This window comes from Pseudomonas neuropathica, assembly GCF_051174785.1.
GTDB lineage: Bacteria > Pseudomonadota > Gammaproteobacteria > Pseudomonadales > Pseudomonadaceae > Aquipseudomonas > Aquipseudomonas neuropathica_A.
Window position 1 is genome coordinate 5,228,169 of record NZ_CP195111.1, and the last position, 18,818, is coordinate 5,246,986.

Consider the following 18,818-nt stretch of genomic DNA (forward strand, 5'->3'; position numbering starts at 1 on the left):
GGCTCCCGGCAGCGGAGTAGACCTAGACTTTACAAGGTGAAGTTAAAGTCTTACTTGAAGTTTGCCGCGTAGCCGCTAGAATCCTGAATCTATATTGATGGCAAACCGCCTGCGTGCTACGCAGGCGGTTTTGTTTTCTGTCCACCGGCAGAAAAAGCCGCAGCCAGATCAGGATGTTCTGCTTATGACGATGTCGGCCCGCCTCACATTGATCTTCTTCGCAGCGCTGCTCAGCGCCTGCGCCAGTCGCACGCCGCCACCTGCGCCGGTGGTTCGCGCGCCGGTCGTGTTCGGCCCCTCCCAAGCTTTTTCACCTGCTGCTGAAGACGTGCTGTTTCGCGCGCTTGGCCTGGTGGGCACGCCTTATCGCTGGGGCGGCAATACGCCGGATTCGGGGTTTGATTGCAGCGGGCTGATCGGTTTTGTCTACCGTGATGCGGCGGGCATTTCTTTGCCACGTTCGACGCGTGAGCTGATCGTCATGCAGGCACCGAATGTCGGCAAGGAAGGCTTGCAGACCGGCGATCTGATCTTCTTCGCCACCAATGGCGGCTCGCAGGTCAGTCACGCGGGGATTTACGTCGGCGAAGGGCGGTTCGTGCATGCGCCGGCCACGGGCGGCACGGTGAAGCTGGATAGTCTGTCGAAGGCGTATTGGCAGAAGGCTTATCTGAGTGCCAAGCGGGTGTTGCAGCCGGAGCATCTGGCGCATAACCCGTAGTAAAAATCGCAGCAATCCTGATGTGGCAGCGAGCCTGCTCGCGAAAGCGGTATATCAGTCAACTCAATGGAGACTGACACTCCGCATTCGCGAGCAGGCTCGCTCCCACAGTTGTTTCAGGTCACATTCAGCATCACTTCGTGGCCGACACTCGCCACACCTTGTTGCCAACATCATCCGCCACCAGCAAGCCACCCTGCTGGTCGATCACCACGCCCACCGGGCGACCCAGTGCATTCTCATCCTTGTCGAGGAAACCGGTCAGCACATCCACTGGTGTGCCGCTCGGCTTGCCACCGGTAAACGGTACGAAAATCACTTTGTAGCCACTGTGCGGTTTGCGGTTCCACGAACCGTGCTGGCCGATGAACGCGCCTTCCTTGAACTGCGCTGGCAGCGTGTTGCCCTCGGCAAAGCTCAGGCCCAGCGATGCGGTGTGCGGCCCGACTGCATAATCCGGGGAAATGGCCTTGGCCACCAGCTCAGGGTTTTGCGGCGACACACGCACATCGACGTGCTGGCCGTAGTAGCTGAACGGCCAGCCATAAAAACCACCGTCCTTCACAGAGGTGATGTAGTCCGGCACCAGATCACTGCCGATCTCGTCGCGTTCGTTGACCGCTGTCCACAACGCGCCACTTTTCGGCTCCCAGGCCAGGCCATTGGGGTTGCGGATGCCTGAGGCGAAAATCCGGTGATTGCCGGTCGCTCGATCGACTTCCCAGATCGCCGCGCGGCCTTCTTCCTTATCCAGGCCATTTTCTCCGACGTTGCTGTTCGACCCGACCGTGACGTACAGCTTGCTGCCGTCCTTGCTGGCGATGACGTTTTTGGTCCAGTGGTGATTCAAGGTGCCGCCGGGCAGATCGACGACCTTGATCGGCTGCGATTTGATCTCGGTGGCGCCGGGTTCGTAGTTGAAGCGCAGCAGGCGATCGGTATCGGCGACGTACAGGTCATTGCCAACCAGGGTCATGCCGAACGGCGAGTTGAGGTTCTGCAGAAACACCGTGCGTGTCTCCGCCACACCATCGTGATCAGCGTCGCGCAACAAAGTGATGCGATTCGGGCTTGGCACGCCAGCGCCAGCCTTGCCCATGACCTTCTTCATCACCCAGCCACGAATACCGCTGCTGTCATCCGGCTTCGGCGGGGCGTTGGTTTCCGCCACCAACACATCGCCATTGGGCAAGACATAGAGCCAGCGCGGATGGTCGAGGCCTTCGGCGAATGCAGCGACTTGCGTGCCAGTCGCTGCCGTCGGTTTAGCGCCCTCCGGCCAGCCGATTGCCGGGGCGATATTCACCGTCGGGATCAGGGTCTTGTTCGGTTCGGGCAACTTCGGTGACGGGCCGGTGCCGTCGGATACTTGCAGGCTGGAGGTTTCGCCGCAGGCGGCGAGTCCTCCGGCGAAGGCGATGACAAAAACGAGCTGGGGCTTGCGCATTGCTGATCTTCCCTATGAATGCATTCCTAATCATAGAGGAGGGCGCAAGCCCGATGGTTCAACTGCTCAGCCGTGGGCCTCTTTGAACAGCACGGCGATGCCCGGGTGATAGTTGCCCGCTTCGCTGCGTAACTTGCGGTAGGCGTAGGGGAAATACCAAGCTACGGCGCAGGTATGTTCTTTTTGCAGGTCGTCGACCATGTCCTGCAGCTCTTCGGGGCTGGCGCTGTGCTGGGCTTTTTGCGGCGCGACAAACAGGCAGCCGAGCTTGAGGTCGCTGGCGTAGCTGATGCGCTTGGCATCGTTGGTGATGTCCAGCAGGGCTTGAGTCAGATTAAGGTTGGTAACCTTTGGCCAGCGTTGCGTGGCCTGAATGAAGGCGCGGTCTTCGGCGCCGGCGAGAAACAGATCGGCGCGGGCATTGCGCTCGCCTTCTTCATTCTGTTTGCGCGTGGCAGTGTCGTTCAAAGTCACCAGCTCGGCCATCCAGGCTGCGGCCGAGAGCAATCCGAGATTGGCTTTCTCGTCATGCCAGTAAGGGGTGTCGCTGTCGCCGCGCACGGCGTTGTAACGGTCGATACAGTCAAACCAGCGTTCGAGCACCGGGCGCAGGAATTCCAGGCGCGGGTTGCTGATGATCATGCCTTGCATCGTCATCATCCTTTATTGTTGTAGTGGGCTTTTCGGGAAAAGCATGGCTCTTTGATATCATTTGTATCAGTGTGGCACAAGATTGCCGTCAGATAATTGATCGGCGGCAGTTATTCGCCCGCTGACCGCCTCTTTAATTGACGCTCCACCCCCAACCCTCTAACCTTCGCGGCTTGTTTCAGGTGCTCTGTGACCTGCGTCGACAGAGTGAAACAGGGAAGCCGGTGAGGGTTGTCTTCGCACGAAGAAGCACCACGATCCCGGCGCTGCCCCCGCAACGGTAAATGAGTGAAAACTGCGCCTTGAGCCACTGCCTCGACAGAAGCGGGAAGGCGCGCAGTCAGGCGAGACGCCGCTCATGAGCCCGGAGACCGGCCTGATCCATCCAGCGGCATCACGGTGGGCGATGCCAGGCTTTTTGCCGTCTATTCTTGTGCCTGCCCGCCGTTATCCAGCCTCAACGGAGAGCTCCCCCATGACTGATTCCCCCGAGCGCGACGAACGCCATCTGGCCCGTATGCAGCGCAAAAAAGCCGTGATCGACGAACGCATCGCCAACTCGCCCGACGAGTGCGGCCTGGTGCTGGTGCTGACCGGTAACGGCAAAGGCAAAAGCAGCTCGGCCTTCGGCATGCTCGCCCGCGCCATGGGCCACGGCATGCAGTGCGGTGTGGTGCAGTTCATCAAGGGCCGCAACAGCACCGGCGAAGAGTTGTTTTTCCGCCGCTTCCCCGAGCAAGTTCGCTTCCACGTAATGGGCGAAGGCTTCACTTGGGAAACCCAGGATCGTCAGCGCGACATCGCCGCCGCCGAAGCCGCGTGGGCTGTGTCCCGCGAACTGCTGCGTGATCCGTCGATCGGTCTGGTGGTGCTCGACGAACTCAACATTGCCCTCAAGCATGGCTACCTCGATCTCGATCAGGTGCTCAGCGATTTGCAGGCGCGTCCGCCGATGCAGCATGTGATCGTCACCGGTCGCGCGGCCAAGCCGGAAATGATCGAAATGGGCGACACCGTGACTGAAATGGGCATGCTCAAACACGCCTTCCAGGCCGGCATCAAAGCGCAGAAAGGCGTCGAACTTTGAATCAACCACGTCACTGCCCGGCGGTCCTTATCGCCGCTCCGGCCTCCGGTCAGGGCAAGACCACCGTCACCGCCGCGCTCGCCCGTTTGCATCGCAATCAGGGGCGCAAGGTGCGCGTGTTCAAATGCGGCCCGGACTTTCTCGATCCGATGATTCTCGAGCGCGCCAGTGGTGCGCCGGTGTATCAGTTGGACATGTGGATGGTCGGCGAGCAGGAAAGTCGTCGCCTATTGTGGGAAGCCGCCGCCGAGGCGGATCTGATTCTGATCGAGGGCGTGATGGGCCTGTTCGACGGCACGCCGTCCAGCGCCGATCTGGCGCGGCACTTCGGCGTGCCGGTGCTCGGCGTGATCGACGGCACGGCCATGGCGCAAACCTTTGGTGCGCTGGCGCTGGGCCTGGCGAAGTATCAGCCGGATCTGCCGTTTGCCGGCGTGCTGGCCAATCGTGTCGGCACGTTGCGGCATGCGCAGTTGCTCGAAGGCAGCCTCACCGAAGGCCTGCGTTGGTATGGCGCTTTGTCCCGTGAGACGGGCATCGAGTTGCCAAGTCGTCATCTCGGCCTGGTCCAGGCCAGCGAACTGAATGATCTGGATGTGCGTCTCGACGCCGCCGCCGATGCATTGGCCAGCAGTTGCGAGGTAGCTCTGCCACCGACCGTAGAATTCGCCGCGCCTGATGTGATCGCCGTCGAACCGTTGCTGAAAAACGTGCGAATCGCCGTCGCCCGCGATGAGGCGTTTGCCTTCACCTACGGCGCGAGTCTCGATCTGTTGCGGGCGATGGGCGCCGAGCTGACTTTCTTCTCGCCGATCCGTGACACGCAATTGCCTGACGCTGACAGTCTGTATCTGCCCGGCGGTTATCCGGAGTTGCACCACGTTGAGTTGTCACAGAACACCGCAATGCTTGAAGCGATTCGTGCGCATCATGCGGCGGGCAAACCGTTGCTCGCTGAGTGTGGCGGGATGCTTTATCTGCTGGATTCGTTGACGGACGTTGATGGCACTCGCGCGGAGTTGGTTGGGTTGCTCAAGGGGGACGCAGTGATGCAAAAGCGTCTGGCGGCACTGGCGTTGCAAGCGGTGGATCTGCCGGAAGGTTCGTTGCGTGGGCACACCTATCATCACTCGCTGACCACCACCGAACTGACGCCGATTGCCCGAGGGTTGAGCCCGAACGGTGGGCGCGGCGCCGAGGCGGTTTATCGGGAAGGGCGGATGACGGCTTCTTATGTGCACTTCTACTTCCCGTCGAATCCGACTGCGATTGCCGCGTTGTTTGCGCCAGACCGTGAGGCCGCCTTCGCGAGCATCGCTCCCACAGGGGATCGTGTTTCTTGAGCAAGCACCCCGTCCAATGTGGGAGCGAGCTTGCTCGCGAAGAGGCCATGACAGACAACGCATTCTCCGAAGCCGAACGCCAAGCGGTCTACAAAGCCATTGCCGAACGCCGTGACATGCGTCACTTCACTGGCGGCTCCGTGGAACCGGAGTTGTTGCGCCGACTCTTGGAAGCCGCCCACCAGGCCCCAAGCGTCGGCTTGATGCAGCCGTGGCGCTTCATCCGTATCAGCGACCGAACTTTGCGCGGCCAGATCCAGAACCTCGTGGAAGAAGAACGCGTCCGCACCGCAGAAGCCCTCGGCGAGCGCAGTGACGAGTTCATGAAGCTCAAGGTCGAAGGTATCAGTGACTGCGCCGAGGTGTTGGTTGCTGCATTGATGGACGATCGCGAAAAACACATTTTCGGTCGCCGCACGCTGCCGGAAATGGATATGGCTTCGCTGTCCTGCGCGATCCAGAATCTGTGGCTGGCCTCACGCGCCGAAGGCCTGGGCATGGGCTGGGTCTCGCTGTTCGAGCCACAGGCACTGGCGGATCTGTTGAGGTTGCCCGAAGGCGCCAAGCCGCTGGCCGTTTTGTGTCTGGGCCCGGTCAAGGAATTCTATCCGGCGCCGATGCTGGTACTCGAAGGGTGGGCGCAGGCGCGTCCGCTCAATGAGTTGCTGTTTGAGAATTATTGGGGAGTGAGTCAATGAGTGTGGCGTTGTTGAGTGTCGCCGCGGTGGCGCTGGATGCGCTGCTCGGTGAACCGAAACGCTGGCATCCGCTGGTGGCATTCGGCAATTTCGCCGGGCGTATCGAGCAACGATTCAACGCCGGTGGTCGTGGCTGGCGCAGCCATGGCGTCACTGCGTGGGTGATTGCGGTGTTGCCGCTGACCTTGCTTGCCACCGCGTTTTCCTGGGCGCCGTACGTGGGTTGGGTCGTTGAGATTCTCGCGTTGTATTGCGCCCTCGGCATGCGCAGCCTCGGTGAGCATGTCGCGCCGGTGGCTGCTGCTTTACGTGCGGATGATCTGGACGAGGCGCGCAAACGCGTTGGCTATCTGGTCAGCCGTCAGACCGATGAACTCGACAGCACCGCTGTCGCTCGCGCCGCCACTGAGTCAGTGCTGGAGAACGGCAGTGATGCGGTGTTTGCCGCGTTGTTCTGGTTTGTCGTCGCCGGTGCGCCCGGCGTGGTGCTCTATCGCTTGAGCAACACGCTTGATGCGATGTGGGGTTATCGCAACGAACGCTTCGAGCGTTTTGGTTGGGCCGCGGCGAAAATCGACGACGTGTTGAACTACATTCCTGCGCGTTTGGTGGCATTGACCTACGCGCTACTCGGCAAAACCCGACTCGCGCTGAAGTGCTGGCGCACCCAGGCGCCGCAGTGGGACAGCCCCAACGCCGGTCCGGTGATGGCGGCCGGTGCCGGTGCGCTGGGCGTGGAATTGGGTGGGCCGGCGATTTACCACGGCGAACTTCACGACCGTCCGCAGCTTGGCGAGGGCGCAGCGGCTGACGCAGATTCCATCGACCGTGGCTGGCAATTGGTCCAGCGCGGCGTATGGTTATGGCTGCTGATTCTCTGCGTGGGGGCTGAATTCTATGCTTGAGCACGGTGGCCGGCTGCGCAAGGCTGCTCGCGATTACGGCATCGCCGAGGTCGACTGGCTCGACCTCTCCAGTGGTCTGGCGCCGTGGCCATTTCCGATCCCGGACATCCCGCTGCGCGCTTGGGCGCGCTTGCCGGAAACCGATGACGGTCTGGAGCAAGCCGCATGCGACTACTACGGCACCGCGCAAGTGCTGCCGGTGGCCGGTTCGCAGATGGCCATCCAGTTGCTGCCGCGCTTGCGCCGGGCCGGCAAGGTCGGTGTGTTGTCGCCGTGTTATGCCGAACATGCCGAAGCGTGGCGCCGCAGCGGTTACATCGTGCGTGAAGTGCTGGAGCAAGAAGTCGAGTTCTTTCTCGACAGCCTCGATGTGCTGGTGGTGGTCAATCCGAACAACCCGACCGGCCTGAGCCTGACCCCGGCGCGCTTGCTCGACTGGCACGCGCGGCTTGCGCAGCGCGGTGGCTGGCTGGTGGTCGATGAGGCGTTCATGGACAACACGCCACAACTGAGCCTGGCAGCCCATGCCCATCAAGTCGGGCTGATCGTGTTGCGTTCGTTCGGCAAGTTTTTCGGTCTCGCCGGGGTGCGTCTGGGCTTTGTCCTGGCCGAGCGCAAGTTGCTCCGACTGCTCGCCGAACAGGTCGGGCCGTGGGTCGTCAGCGGGCCGACGCGGGTGCTGGGGCAGGCTTGCCTGCAAGACACCGAAGGGCACACGCGGCAACGGATTCGCAGCGATGAAGCAAGCGAACGGCTGGCGGCGCTGCTTGAACGCTACGGCTTCAAACCGCAGGGTGGCTGCGCGTTGTTTCAGTGGCTGATCACCGATCAAGCGCCAGCGTTATACGAATTCATGGCCCGGCGCGGCATTCTCCTGCGCATCTTTACCCACAACAGCAGTCTGCGTTTTGGCTTGCCCGCCGATGCGACTGAAGAGGCGCGTCTCGAACACGCTTTAATCGCCTTCACCAAGGACAACTCATGACCACCTTGATGGTGCAGGGCACCACTTCCGATGCCGGTAAAAGTACTCTGGTGACGGCACTGTGCCGCTGGGCGACCCGGCAGGGCGTGGCGGTCGTACCGTTCAAACCGCAGAACATGGCGCTCAACAGCGCCGTGACCGCCGATGGCGGTGAGATCGGCCGTGCACAAGCGGTACAGGCGCAAGCGGCGAACCTTGAGCCGCACACCGACATGAACCCGGTACTGCTCAAGCCGAACAGCGACACCGGCGCGCAAGTGATCATTCATGGCCGCGCGGTTACGTCGATGAACGCCGTGGCGTATCACGACTACAAAGCCATCGCCATGAAGGCCGTTCTGGCTTCTCACGAGCGACTCAGCGCCGCATATCCGCTGGTGATGGTTGAAGGCGCAGGCTCGCCAGCCGAGATCAATCTGCGCGCAGGCGACATCGCCAACATGGGCTTTGCCGAGGCGGTGGATTGCCCGGTTTTGCTGATTGCCGACATCAATCGCGGCGGGGTTTTCGCGCATCTGGTCGGCACGCTGGAGCTGCTGTCGCCGAGCGAACAGGCGCGGGTCAAAGGCTTCATCATCAACCGTTTTCGCGGTGACATCGCCTTGCTGCAACCGGGCCTCGACTGGCTCGAACAACGCACCGGCAAACCGGTGGTGGGCGTATTGCCGTACGTGATGGATCTGCATCTGGAGGCCGAGGACGGCATTGATCAGCGCCAGACCGACAAGGCCGAACAAGTGCTGAAAGTGGTGGTGCCGGTGCTGCCACGCATCAGCAATCACACAGACTTCGATCCGCTGCGCTTGCATCCTCAGGTCGATCTGCAATTTGTCGGGCCGGGGCAGGCGATTCCTGCTGCCGACCTGATCATCCTGCCGGGGTCGAAGAGTGTGCGTAGCGATCTGGCCTATTTGCGCGCCAATGGCTGGGATACGGCGATCTCTCGGCACTTGCGTTATGGCGGCAAACTGCTGGGGATTTGTGGTGGTCTGCAGATGCTCGGCGAGCAGGTGCATGACCCGCTCGGCCTCGAAGGTGCAGCAGGCACGAGTGCCGGTTTGGGCTTGCTGGCGTTCGACACCACGCTTGAAGCCGAGAAGCAGTTGCGCAATGTGCGTGGGCGACTGGCGCTGGAAAATGCTGAGGTCAGTGGCTATGAAATTCATGCCGGCGTGACCACAGGACCGGCGCTGGAAAACACTGCGGTGCATCTGGATGACGGCCGTTGCGACGGTGCGCGGAGTGTTGATGGGCAGGTGTTTGGCACGTATCTGCATGGCTTGTTTGAATCGCCGAAGGCGAGTGCAGCGTTGCTGCGCTGGGCCGGGTTGAGCGATGTGCAGCAGGTGGATTATCACGGCTTACGCGAGCGCGATATCGAGCGGCTGGCGGATCTGGTGGAGAAGCATCTGGATACTGATCTGTTGCGACGGTTCTGTGGGATTTGAGCTGACTGTGCGGGCCTCTTCGCGAGCAGGCTCGCTCCCACAATGGCCCGGTTGGTCATGAATTCTGTTGCACCCCCATAACCCTGTGGGAGCGAGCTTGCTCGCGAAGGGGCCAATTGCCTCAACACATAATTCTGTGGATAACACCATGCTCCAACTGATCCTCGGCGGCGCCCGCTCCGGCAAAAGCCGTCTGGCCGAAAAACTCGCCAGCGACAGCAACCTCTCGGTCGCCTACATCGCCACCAGCCAACCGCTGGACGGTGAAATGAGCGACCGCGTCGCCCATCACCGCGCGCGCCGTCCCGCTGAATGGGCACTCATCGAAGAACCCTTGGAACTGGCCCGCGTCCTGCGCGAAAGCGCCAGCGCCGAGCGTTGCCTGCTGGTTGATTGCCTGACCTTGTGGCTGACCAATCTGCTGATGCTCGATGACGCTGAGCGCCTCGCCGCTGAGCGCGAAGCGCTGCTCGAATGCCTGGCCTCGCTGCCGGGTGAAATCATTTTTGTCAGCAACGAGACCGGAATGGGTGTCGTGCCGCTGGGCGAATTGACTCGCCGCTACGTCGATGAAGCCGGTTGGCTGCATCAAGCTCTGGCCGAGCGCTGTCAGCGTGTTGTCCTGACCGTCGCCGGCCTGCCCCTGACTCTGAAAGGACCTGCGTTATGACTCAAACCTGGTGGCTGAACCCGTGCAAAGCGGTTGATCTCAACGTCGTTGAACAGGCGGCGGCGCGGCAACAGCAACTGACCAAACCGGCGGGTTCGCTGGGGCGTCTGGAATCGGTCGCGGTGCAACTGGCCGGCCTGCAAGGCCGGGTCAAACCGATGCTGGAACAGGTCTGGATCGCGATTTTTGCCGGTGATCATGGCGTAGTCGCTGAAGGCGTTTCGGCGTTCCCGCAGGAAGTCACCGGGCAGATGCTGCTCAACTTCGTCAGCGGCGGTGCGGCAATCAGCGTGCTGGCGCGTCAGCTCGGCGCGCAGCTGGAAGTGGTCGATCTGGGCACGGTGAATCCCGCGCTGGACCTGCCGGGTGTGCGCCACTTGAATATCGGCGCGGGCACGGCGAATTTCGTTCAGGGCGCGGCAATGACTCAGGCCCAAGGCGAACTCGCGTTGCAAGCCGGTCGCGACAGTCTGTTGCGGGCGAAAGCGGCGGGTGCGCAGCTGTTCATCGGTGGCGAAATGGGCATTGGCAACACCACCGCAGCGAGCGCGTTGGCCTGTGCCTTGCTCGATTGCCCGGTGGTGCATTTGACCGGCCCCGGCACCGGGCTGAATGCCCAAGGTGTCAGTCATAAGGCGCAAGTGATCGAACGGGCGCTGGCGTTGCATGCAGCGCAGCGTGGCGATGCGTTGCAGACCCTGCTCAATCTCGGTGGTTTTGAAATCGCCGCGTTGGTCGGCGCGTATCTGGCAGCGGCTCAAGAAGGTGTGGCGGTGCTGGTTGACGGCTTTATCTGCACGGTCGCGGCGTTGGTCGCGGTGCGTTTGAATCCTGACTGCCGCGAGTGGTTGTTGTTCGGTCATCGCGGTGCCGAGCCGGGCCATCGTCATGTGCTGGAAACCCTGAAGGCCGAGCCGTTGCTGGAACTCGGTTTGCGTCTGGGCGAGGGCAGTGGTGCTGCGCTGGCGGTGCCTCTGTTGCGCTTGGCTTGCGATCTGCACGGGCAGATGGCGACGTTCGCCGAAGCGGCGGTGGCGGATCGTCCGGCATGACCTTGCATCTGGATCTGCTGCGCCACGGTGAGACTGAACTGGGTGGTGGTTTGCGCGGCAGCCTCGATGATGCGCTGACCGACAAGGGGTGGGCGCAGATGCGTGCGGCAGTGGTCGAGGGCGGGTCGTGGGATCGGATCGTCAGTTCGCCGTTGCAGCGTTGCGCGCGCTTTGCCGCCGAACTGGGTGAACAGCTGGATCTGCCGGTGCAATTGGACAAGGATCTGCAAGAGCTGCATTTCGGTGCGTGGGAAGGGCAGAGCGCAGCGGCGTTGATGGAAACGGATGCCGAGGCGTTGGGGTTGTTCTGGGCTGATCCGTACGCGTTCACGCCGCCGCAGGGTGAGCCGGTCAGCGAGTTTTCCTCCCGGGTGTTGGCGGCCGTCGCGCGCCTGCACAACGCCTACGCGGGCCAGCGGGTTTTGCTGATCAGTCACGGTGGTGTGATGCGCTTGTTGCTGGCGCAGGCGCGAGGGCTGCCGCGCGAGCAGTTACTCAATGTCGAGGTCGGTCATGGCGCGTTGTTTGCGCTGACGGTCGAGGTGGATGGTTCACTCAAGGAAGGTTACTGACATGTTGCCGCTGTGGATCGCCCTGCAATTTCTCAGCAGCCTGCCGATTCGTTTGCCGGGGATGCCTGAGCCGCAACAGCTGGGGCGTTCGTTGCTGTTTTATCCGCTGGTGGGTTTGTTGTTTGGCGTGATCCTGTGGGCGTTGAGTCTGGCGCTGGCGGGCGCGCCGTTGCTGTTGCATGCGGCGTTGTTGCTGACGATGTGGGTGTTGCTCAGCGGCGCACTTCACCTGGATGGCCTGGCCGACAGCGCTGATGCCTGGCTCGGCGGTTTTGGTGATCGCGAGCGCACGCTGACGATCATGAAAGATCCGCGCAGCGGGCCGATTGCGGTGGTCACGCTGGTGTTGGTGTTGTTGCTCAAGTTTGCGGCGCTGTTGGCGCTGATTGAGCAACAGCAAGGCCTTGCGTTGATCATCGTGCCGTTGCTCGGGCGGGCGGCGTTGCTCGGGTTGTTTCTGACTACACCGTATGTGCGTGCGGGTGGGTTGGGGCAGGCGTTGGCGGATCATTTGCCGCGCAAAGCTGGATGGTGGGTGTTGGGCGCAAGTGCGCTGGGCTGCCTGCTGATTGCCGGTTTTAGCGCGGTTGTCGCGTTGCTGATCGCTGTCGGTGTGTTTGTCTGGCTGCGGCAGGTGATGATGCGGCGGTTGGGCGGGACGACCGGTGATACGGCGGGGGCGTTGCTGGAATTGCTGGAGATGATGGTGTTGGCTGGATGGGTTTTGGTCTGACAGTTTTGGATTGTCTGTGCCGGCCTCTTCGCGAGCAGGTTCGCTCCCACAGGGGAGCGCATTGCAAATGTGGGAGCGAGCCTGCTCGCGAAAGCGGTGTGTCAGACACCAGAAATGTTATGGGTAAACTCATCTGTAACTTGATTTAACACAGTCGCGGGTATATACACGCATCATGCTTCCTTCTCAGTGTTTGTGCACCAACCTGCGTCGCGCCGCTCGTGGCGTCAGCAGGCATTACGACGGCGCTCTCGACGGCTTCGGGATCAACGTTGCCCAGTATTCTTTGCTGTGCAACCTGCAGCGTCTGGATCAACCGAGTATTTCCGAGCTGGCCGAAGCCATGGGCCTGGACCGCAGCACCCTCGGGCGCAATTTACGGGTGCTGGAAGGTGAGGGGCTGGTGGCATTGGCCGAGGGCGAGGACATGCGTAACCGCATCGTCAAGCTCACTGAAACCGGCGTGCAACGCCTGGCAGCAGCACTGCCAGCCTGGGAGGCGGCGCAGCAGCGGTTGATCGACCGACTGGGTGCCGAGAAGCGCGAAACCTTGCTCAGATTGCTGGATGAACTGGCCTAAGGCCGGTTTTTTCCAAACTCAAGCGGGTATATACCCGCAAGCGGAGAATAACAATGACATCGATGTGGCGTACGTGCGGTTGGGTATTGCTGGGGAGTGCGCTGATCCTGGCGTTGTCGTTGGGCGTACGGCACGGTTTCGGTCTGTTCCTGTCACCGATGAGTGCGCAGTTCGGCTGGGGGCGTGAGGTGTTCGCCTTCGCCATCGCTTTGCAGAATCTGATCTGGGGTCTGGCGCAGCCGTTTACCGGTGCGCTGGCCGACCGTTTCGGTGCGGCAAAAGTAGTGCTGATCGGTGGCGTGCTGTATGCGTTGGGTCTGGTGTGCATGGGCCTGTCGGACTCAGCGGTGACGCTGTCACTGAGCGCCGGTTTGCTGATCGGTATCGGTCTGTCCGGCACTTCGTTCTCGGTGATTCTCGGCGTCGTCGGCCGCGCCGTGCCGCCGGAGAAACGCAGCATGGGCATGGGCATTGCCAGCGCCGCCGGTTCGTTCGGCCAGTTCGCCATGTTGCCGGGCACCCTCGGGTTGATCGGCTGGCTCGGCTGGTCGGCGGCACTGTTGGTCTTGGGGCTGCTGGTGGCGATGATCGTGCCGTTGGTGAGCATGCTCAAGGACAAACCGCTGCCGGTACTCGGCCATGAGCAAACCCTCTCCGAAGCCTTGCGCGAAGCTTGCTCGCATTCCGGTTTCTGGCTGCTGGCGTTCGGTTTTTTCGTCTGCGGTTTTCAGGTGGTGTTCATTGGCGTGCATCTGCCGGCGTATCTGGTCGATCAGCATCTGCCAGCCAGCGTTGGTACTACGGTGCTGGCGTTGATCGGCTTGTTCAATATCTTCGGCACCTACACCGCCGGTTGGCTCGGCGGGCGCATGTCCAAGCCGCGCTTGCTCACAGCCCTATACCTGTTGCGCGCGGTGGTGATCGTGTTGTTCCTGTGGCTACCGGTGACGACTGCGTCGGCGTACCTGTTCGGCATGGCCATGGGCTTCTTGTGGCTGTCGACGGTGCCGTTGACCAACGGCACGGTGGCGACCTTGTTCGGGGTGCGAAATCTGTCCATGCTCGGCGGCATCGTGTTCCTGTTCCACCAGTTGGGTTCGTTCCTCGGGGGCTGGCTGGGCGGGGTGGTGTATGACCGAACCGGGAGTTATGACTTGATCTGGCAAGTGGCTGTTCTTTTGAGTCTGCTGGCGGCCGCGCTGAACTGGCCGGTACGCGAGCGTCCGGTCGCACGCCTGCAAGCCGCGGCGAGTGGCGCATGAGTCGATTCTGGCCACGATTGGTCATCGCTGCACTCGGCGCCGCTGTGCTGGCGTTGGTGTGGTGGGGCTGGCATCAGGGCGGTCTGGCGCTGATGCAGTTGGGCATGAGCATTTGCTAGAACGAGGCGTGGCGAGTAACGTCGAATTCTGAACGATTGCTCAAGGATGCTCGACATGCTGATGCGCTGGTGTGCTGTTCCCGCGTTACTGATGGCGATGACCGGCCTGGCCCAGGCCGCCGACTGTCCGGAATTGCTGCAAGGCTCGCTGCCCAAGCTGCGCGCCAAGGAATCCATCGATCTGTGCAAGCAGTATGCCGACAAACCGTTGGTGGTGGTCAATACCGCGAGTTTCTGTGGTTTTGCGCCTCAGTTCGAAGGCCTTGAAGCGTTGCATAAGCGCTATGAGGGGCAAGGGCTGGAAATGCTCGGCGTGCCTTCCAATGACTTCAAGCAAGAGTCCAGGGACAGTGCCGAGACCGCCAAGGTCTGTTACGCCAATTACGGCGTGACGTTCAACATGACCGAGCCGCAGAAGGTCCGTGGTGATGACGCTACGCATCTGTTCCAGGTGCTGGCCGCACAGAGCAGCGCACCGAAGTGGAATTTCTACAAATATGTGGTCGATCGCCAAGGCAAGGTCATCGCCAATTTCTCCAGCCTGACCAAGCCGGATGATCCGGAATTTATTGCCGCGATCGAAAAGGCTATCGCCTCGAAACCGCTGAAGCCCTGATCTGTGGGAGCTGCGGCACGCTGCGATCTTTTGATTGTAAAAAAACAGATCAAAAGATCGCAGCCTCGTTGCACTCGACAGCTCCAACAGGTCGCACAAATTTCAGGCACAAAAAAGCCCCGCTTTCTGCAAAGAGAGCGGGGCTTTTTGTGGGCGAGGGACTAGCCTCGCCACACAGCATCAGAAGCGGTAGGTCGCGCCGACACCGAATCCGTTTGCCGAGTTTTCATACTTGGCATCGTAGGTCTGGCCACGGTTGTTTTCGTTGCGGATCTTGACCGACTCTTCCTTCAGGTACGAGTAAGCGACGTCGATGGTCAGGTCGTCGGTCGGGCTCCAGCCGGCACCGATACTGAAGATGGTGCGGTCGCCAGTCGGAATGCGTGGCGAACGGTCTTCGTTATTGGTCGGCGACTGGTCGAACGTCAGACCGGTACGCAATACCCATTCCTTGTTCAACTGATAGGACGTGCCCACGGCGTAGGCCCAGGAGTCATGCCAGTTCTGGTCTTCGTTGATCGAACCGAACTGGCCGGCCAGCAGCGGCTGGACACCGGAGTTTTTCACGGTGATTTTTTCCAGCTGGCTCCAGCGGGTCCAGGTGGTACCGGCATACACGTTCCAGCGATCATTGATGGCCTGGGTGACCGACAGATCCACCGATTCCGGTGTGGTGATCTTCAGCGAAGCGTCGTACTTCTGGTTGGCGCCCAGACCGATCGCGCCGAGCACACCGTAGTTGACCTTGGTGTTGCCTTCGAGTTTGTAGTCGACTTTCGAGTGGTAGGTCAGACCGACGCGAGTGGTGTCGGTGGCTTGTACCAGCAGGCCGACGTTGTAGCCCAGCGCGGTGTCGTCACCCTTGATCTTGACCTTGCCGTCCGGGAACGCCGGAGAGATCGACAGGTTGGACTCCAGCGAGCCGTCGATGCGGTTGATGGTCGGACCGAAACCGATCGACACCTTGTCGTTGAAGGCGTAGCTGACGGTTGGCTGGAAGGTGATCACTTGTACTTCGGACTTGCTGCCGAAGTAACGGCCGGCAAAGCCGTTTTCATAATCAGTGATCAGGCCGAACGGCACATAAACGCCAAGGCCGAATGCCCAGTGATCATCGATCGGTTTGACGTAGAAGCCCATAGGTACAGCGGTGAAGGGCACCATGTCGCCTTTGTTGCTGCCGCCGTTGGGGCTGGAGCTGGCATTGCTGATATCGGTATGAGCATCGACAACCGCTACGCCACCGGTCACTTGTTCGCGCTTGAGGCGCGACATGCCGGCAGGGTTGCCATAAACAGTGCTTGCGTCGTCGGCAGAAGAAGATCGCCCGGCAAAACCAGTCCCCATCCCGCTGATGCTTTGTTCGTTGAGGGCAAAGCCGGCCGCAAAAATTTGAGTGGAAGCAAGGGTAACGGCGAGGCTAAGGGTGGTTTTGAGCATGACTTTTTTCATTATTAGAACTCCTGGTGATCACCGGGGCGAAAATTACCAACATTTTCGTCCCAGCGCTATAGTCCGTATGCCTTGAGTTAGAGCGGTTTTGTAGGACAATCCGACCAGAATCGCGACCTGTTGTGCGATCTTCTGAAACCGGTCGGTCAGCAAGCGACCTGATTCACCGTTGAAACACAGGTGTGCCAGGCAAAAGTGAAGTCGCGCAGACGACCTTGGGGTTGAAAGGTCTGACGCCAGATGCGCGCCATTCCCAGCAAATCGTTGGAATCGGGGAGGGTGGGGTTTTGCTCTTCGACCAACAGCCAGGCAATGGCCGTGGCGTAACGCAGATTTACCGTCAGTTCCAGGTGCGGGCCGGTCAGGAAGGCATGCTGACTGGCGAGGCCGCGAACCAGGCTGGCACGTTCCGGATCGAGTGCAAGGTAATCATCCCAAAGGGCTTGATGGCGATGCTCGGCAATACGGTAGAGGCCGTGACCACGGCGGTCATGCAGGGCGGAACCCAGGGCTGACTGGCTGGCGGCGATGCCCAGCAGCAGAGATTCGGCAGTCGCGCTGTGACGTCCCAGATAGATCAGCGTAGGACGGATCACGTAGCGGCACAGTTCGCTGGCAGCGATACCCATAAAACCCTCGGTTCTTGTTATTGATGGCGAGTCCTGAAGGTGGGCTTGGCAGCTGTGGATCGATTCAGGCTCGCCGCAAGCGGATCACGCCGCTTGAGTTGAAGTGTAGTGTCATATTCGCGACGTAAAGGACTGTTTTTAAAATATTTCCGGCTTCGAGTTATAACCGTTATATCGGATGGTGCTTAAGCGCAAAGGCTAAAAAGTGAAACATCGGGCAATAAAAAGCCCCGCATTTTGTGCGGGGCTTTTGCTTTTGCAGCCTTTGCGGCTCTCAGGCAATCAATGCCTGACGAGTACGGTCGATCACGGCCTGCAGCGGTTCGGCGCTGGAGTATTGATCGGGGTACAGACGCTCGCTGTGGCGGGCGATACCGTGCTCGTTGACCAGGGTGAAGCTGAAGCAGCCTTTGCGAGCTGCCATGATCAGGCAGTTCATTGGAGCAAAAGCATTGGTTAGGGTGCGAATGGCATCCTGAGTATGGATTTGAGTAGACATAGTTATTAGGTGTTCCTACAAATGACACGGATAAGAACCCGTGCAACGTTAAAACGTTCCAGTAACGTCGACCACCATTGGTCGAACGAAGAACCCGACTGGAACAAAGCAGCCAGTTTGAAGCGCAATATAAGTTGGCGCGCTTGGGCTGGCAGGTAGGTACTTAGGAGGGCAGGCAACACATCAAGGGCAAAGGTTCTGGGCCCGGGGTGAAGATCCTGATCAATTTGCAGGTTGGTTCGGTCAGAGTAAGTGCTCTTCGCAACACCCTTCGCATCATTCGAAGGCGGTGTCGTCGCAAGATTTACCTGGAAACCATCGAGGGGTCGTTCCCGCTTTTTTCGGTAGGGCTTCTTGGTAGAAGGCTGACCGTGGGGATGTGTTCGACCGGAATTGACTTTCAGCTTGGTACTAACGCCGCGGATAGTAACGGATCGAAACTGGTAAAGCAAACGCCGCGCAAAAAAGATTGCAGTCGTAGTCTCAGCCTGTTTAGAACTTCGCAGAATTGCCCGCAATTGGCGCATCTCATAACCGTCGGTCGCTGAAGAAATGTTCATCAAGCCGCTGGCCCGACAGCTTTATCCCCAGCCCGACGGCTAAAACGAACCGAAAAAGCGCATCGATATAACCGGGTAGCAGGTACTTGTGCACATTAGTTGCGCAGGCTGTCACGGCGCTGTCATATCAATCCTGACCCCGGTGGCTGCCTGCATCGAAAGTTTAAGTCAATGAAAAACATCGCTTTTTTTAGTTGGTGAAAAAATCGTCAGTTTGACTGCGAGCCCCATTCCATAAGGCTTTGCGAGAGTTGGAGGGCGGTTGTCCACTGAGTTATCCACAGCTTCTGTGGATTGTCCCGAGCGCTTGCTCTAGGACGGGCGTGCCGGGTTGTTTTTCGACTTTACCTGTAAGAAAAAGAGAGTAGAGTGGCGCGCCTTCCGATTCGTCCCACAGTGCTTTATGAAGTTTCGCTCAGTATCAGACTCTGTTACCTCAGAACCTCCTCGTGTTACTCCGCCCAAGCGATTTTCCGTTCGCGTTGCCGAATGGCTGCTCGACAGCCCGCGCCTGAGCGACAGTCACAATGCCAAACACCTCGCTGGCCGCCTGCTCAAACAACCGGCGCGTGATGGCGTGGTGGCTGCGCAAAGCCGTCTCGGTCAATTGATGTGTCGCGAGTGCGGTAATGCCCGGGATCGGCGCATCGGTCAGGATCTGTTGCGCCAGGCCGCCCGCGCTGGCGATCGTCGCGCGCAGCAGGAACTCGGTCTGCTCGAAGACTGAGCTGTCCAAGACCTGACACCTTGGTTAACCTTCAGGCTTTATCGAATCGGCAGGAGTCGCTA

The 18,818-nt window shown here is 60.3% G+C and carries 21 protein-coding genes and 1 riboswitch; of the genes, 16 read left to right on the forward strand and 5 right to left on the reverse strand.

Features of this window, described 5'->3' with window-relative positions; translation table 11 throughout:
* The first annotated feature begins 184 nt into the window (after window positions 1-184).
* On the forward strand, window positions 185-721 hold the full coding sequence (locus ACRRSD_RS23675) for a C40 family peptidase (protein WP_007919825.1): 537 nt from the start codon (window positions 185-187) through the stop codon (window positions 719-721).
* 133 nt (window positions 722-854) lie between these two features.
* On the opposite strand, the gene ACRRSD_RS23680 is transcribed toward ACRRSD_RS23675, so the two are convergent.
* Together ACRRSD_RS23680 and ACRRSD_RS23685 are read right to left on the reverse strand one after the other, a co-directional pair.
* Window positions 855-2,168: a PQQ-dependent sugar dehydrogenase gene (locus ACRRSD_RS23680; protein ID WP_435035636.1), complete on the reverse strand. Its 1,314-nt coding sequence runs from the start codon at window positions 2,166-2,168 to the stop codon at window positions 855-857.
* Between the two features lie 66 nt (window positions 2,169-2,234).
* Window positions 2,235-2,819 (reverse strand): hypothetical protein, encoded by a 585-nt coding sequence (locus ACRRSD_RS23685; protein WP_435035637.1) that lies wholly within the window; start codon window positions 2,817-2,819, stop codon window positions 2,235-2,237.
* Between the two features lie 163 nt (window positions 2,820-2,982).
* Window positions 2,983-3,213, forward strand: a riboswitch (cobalamin riboswitch).
* 81 nt (window positions 3,214-3,294) lie between these two features.
* On the opposite strand from ACRRSD_RS23685, the gene cobO reads away from it, so the two are divergent.
* The 14 genes from cobO (at window position 3,295) to ACRRSD_RS23755 (ending at window position 14,889) form a co-directional block, all read left to right on the forward strand.
* Entirely contained in the window at window positions 3,295-3,906 is a 612-nt protein-coding gene (gene cobO / locus ACRRSD_RS23690; protein WP_003223053.1) for a cob(I)yrinic acid a,c-diamide adenosyltransferase, read from the forward strand.
* The gene (locus tag ACRRSD_RS23695; protein WP_435035639.1) at window positions 3,903-5,249 is read left to right on the forward strand and encodes a cobyrinate a,c-diamide synthase; all 1,347 of its coding nucleotides are present in this window, start codon (window positions 3,903-3,905) and stop codon (window positions 5,247-5,249) included. Before cobO ends, ACRRSD_RS23695 begins: the two co-directional genes overlap by 4 nt.
* 47 nt (window positions 5,250-5,296) lie before the next feature.
* The gene (gene bluB / locus ACRRSD_RS23700; protein WP_435035640.1) at window positions 5,297-5,947 is read left to right on the forward strand and encodes a 5,6-dimethylbenzimidazole synthase; all 651 of its coding nucleotides are present in this window, start codon (window positions 5,297-5,299) and stop codon (window positions 5,945-5,947) included.
* A complete protein-coding gene (gene cbiB / locus ACRRSD_RS23705; RefSeq protein WP_435035641.1) occupies window positions 5,944-6,852 on the forward strand; it encodes an adenosylcobinamide-phosphate synthase CbiB in 909 nt (302 codons plus the stop codon). Before bluB ends, cbiB begins: the two co-directional genes overlap by 4 nt.
* A complete protein-coding gene (gene cobD, locus ACRRSD_RS23710) occupies window positions 6,845-7,837 on the forward strand; it encodes a threonine-phosphate decarboxylase CobD (RefSeq protein ID WP_435035643.1) in 993 nt (330 codons plus the stop codon). The genes cbiB and cobD overlap by 8 nt, the downstream gene beginning before the upstream one ends.
* The gene (locus tag ACRRSD_RS23715) at window positions 7,834-9,285 is read left to right on the forward strand and encodes a cobyric acid synthase (protein WP_435035645.1); all 1,452 of its coding nucleotides are present in this window, start codon (window positions 7,834-7,836) and stop codon (window positions 9,283-9,285) included. Before cobD ends, ACRRSD_RS23715 begins: the two co-directional genes overlap by 4 nt.
* A 148-nt stretch (window positions 9,286-9,433) precedes the next feature.
* Window positions 9,434-9,955, forward strand: coding sequence for a bifunctional adenosylcobinamide kinase/adenosylcobinamide-phosphate guanylyltransferase (cobU, locus tag ACRRSD_RS23720; RefSeq protein WP_435035646.1), 522 nt, complete (start codon window positions 9,434-9,436; stop codon window positions 9,953-9,955).
* A complete protein-coding gene (gene cobT, locus ACRRSD_RS23725; RefSeq protein WP_435035648.1) occupies window positions 9,952-11,007 on the forward strand; it encodes a nicotinate-nucleotide--dimethylbenzimidazole phosphoribosyltransferase in 1,056 nt (351 codons plus the stop codon). The genes cobU and cobT overlap by 4 nt, the downstream gene beginning before the upstream one ends.
* The gene (cobC, locus tag ACRRSD_RS23730) at window positions 11,004-11,579 is read left to right on the forward strand and encodes an alpha-ribazole phosphatase family protein (protein ID WP_435035649.1); all 576 of its coding nucleotides are present in this window, start codon (window positions 11,004-11,006) and stop codon (window positions 11,577-11,579) included. Before cobT ends, cobC begins: the two co-directional genes overlap by 4 nt.
* A 1-nt stretch (window position 11,580) precedes the next feature.
* Window positions 11,581-12,312 carry an adenosylcobinamide-GDP ribazoletransferase gene (locus ACRRSD_RS23735; RefSeq protein WP_435035650.1) on the forward strand — a complete coding sequence of 244 codons (732 nt, stop codon included), beginning with the start codon at window positions 11,581-11,583 and terminating at the stop codon, window positions 12,310-12,312.
* A 175-nt stretch (window positions 12,313-12,487) separates the two neighbouring features.
* Window positions 12,488-12,892 (forward strand): MarR family winged helix-turn-helix transcriptional regulator, encoded by a 405-nt coding sequence (locus ACRRSD_RS23740; RefSeq protein WP_007919794.1) that lies wholly within the window; start codon window positions 12,488-12,490, stop codon window positions 12,890-12,892.
* Between the two features lie 53 nt (window positions 12,893-12,945).
* A complete protein-coding gene (locus tag ACRRSD_RS23745) occupies window positions 12,946-14,154 on the forward strand; it encodes an MFS transporter (RefSeq protein ID WP_273917060.1) in 1,209 nt (402 codons plus the stop codon).
* The gene (locus ACRRSD_RS23750) at window positions 14,151-14,273 is read left to right on the forward strand and encodes a hypothetical protein (protein ID WP_263596898.1); all 123 of its coding nucleotides are present in this window, start codon (window positions 14,151-14,153) and stop codon (window positions 14,271-14,273) included. Before ACRRSD_RS23745 ends, ACRRSD_RS23750 begins: the two co-directional genes overlap by 4 nt.
* 55 nt (window positions 14,274-14,328) lie before the next feature.
* Entirely contained in the window at window positions 14,329-14,889 is a 561-nt protein-coding gene (locus ACRRSD_RS23755) for a glutathione peroxidase (RefSeq protein ID WP_435035653.1), read from the forward strand.
* A gap of 180 nt (window positions 14,890-15,069) precedes the next feature.
* Here ACRRSD_RS23755 and ACRRSD_RS23760 read toward each other — a convergent pair whose 3' ends face one another.
* From ACRRSD_RS23760 to ACRRSD_RS23770, 3 genes are all read right to left on the reverse strand, one after another.
* On the reverse strand, window positions 15,070-16,341 hold the full coding sequence (locus ACRRSD_RS23760) for an OmpP1/FadL family transporter (RefSeq protein ID WP_435035655.1): 1,272 nt from the start codon (window positions 16,339-16,341) through the stop codon (window positions 15,070-15,072).
* A gap of 146 nt (window positions 16,342-16,487) precedes the next feature.
* Window positions 16,488-16,970 (reverse strand): hypothetical protein, encoded by a 483-nt coding sequence (locus ACRRSD_RS23765; protein WP_122597308.1) that lies wholly within the window; start codon window positions 16,968-16,970, stop codon window positions 16,488-16,490.
* Between the two features lie 274 nt (window positions 16,971-17,244).
* On the reverse strand, window positions 17,245-17,469 hold the full coding sequence (locus tag ACRRSD_RS23770) for a hypothetical protein (protein WP_034156218.1): 225 nt from the start codon (window positions 17,467-17,469) through the stop codon (window positions 17,245-17,247).
* A 963-nt stretch (window positions 17,470-18,432) separates the two neighbouring features.
* On the opposite strand from ACRRSD_RS23770, the gene ACRRSD_RS23775 reads away from it, so the two are divergent.
* A complete protein-coding gene (locus ACRRSD_RS23775) occupies window positions 18,433-18,756 on the forward strand; it encodes a sel1 repeat family protein (protein WP_435035657.1) in 324 nt (107 codons plus the stop codon).
* Window positions 18,757-18,818 lie beyond the last annotated feature (62 nt).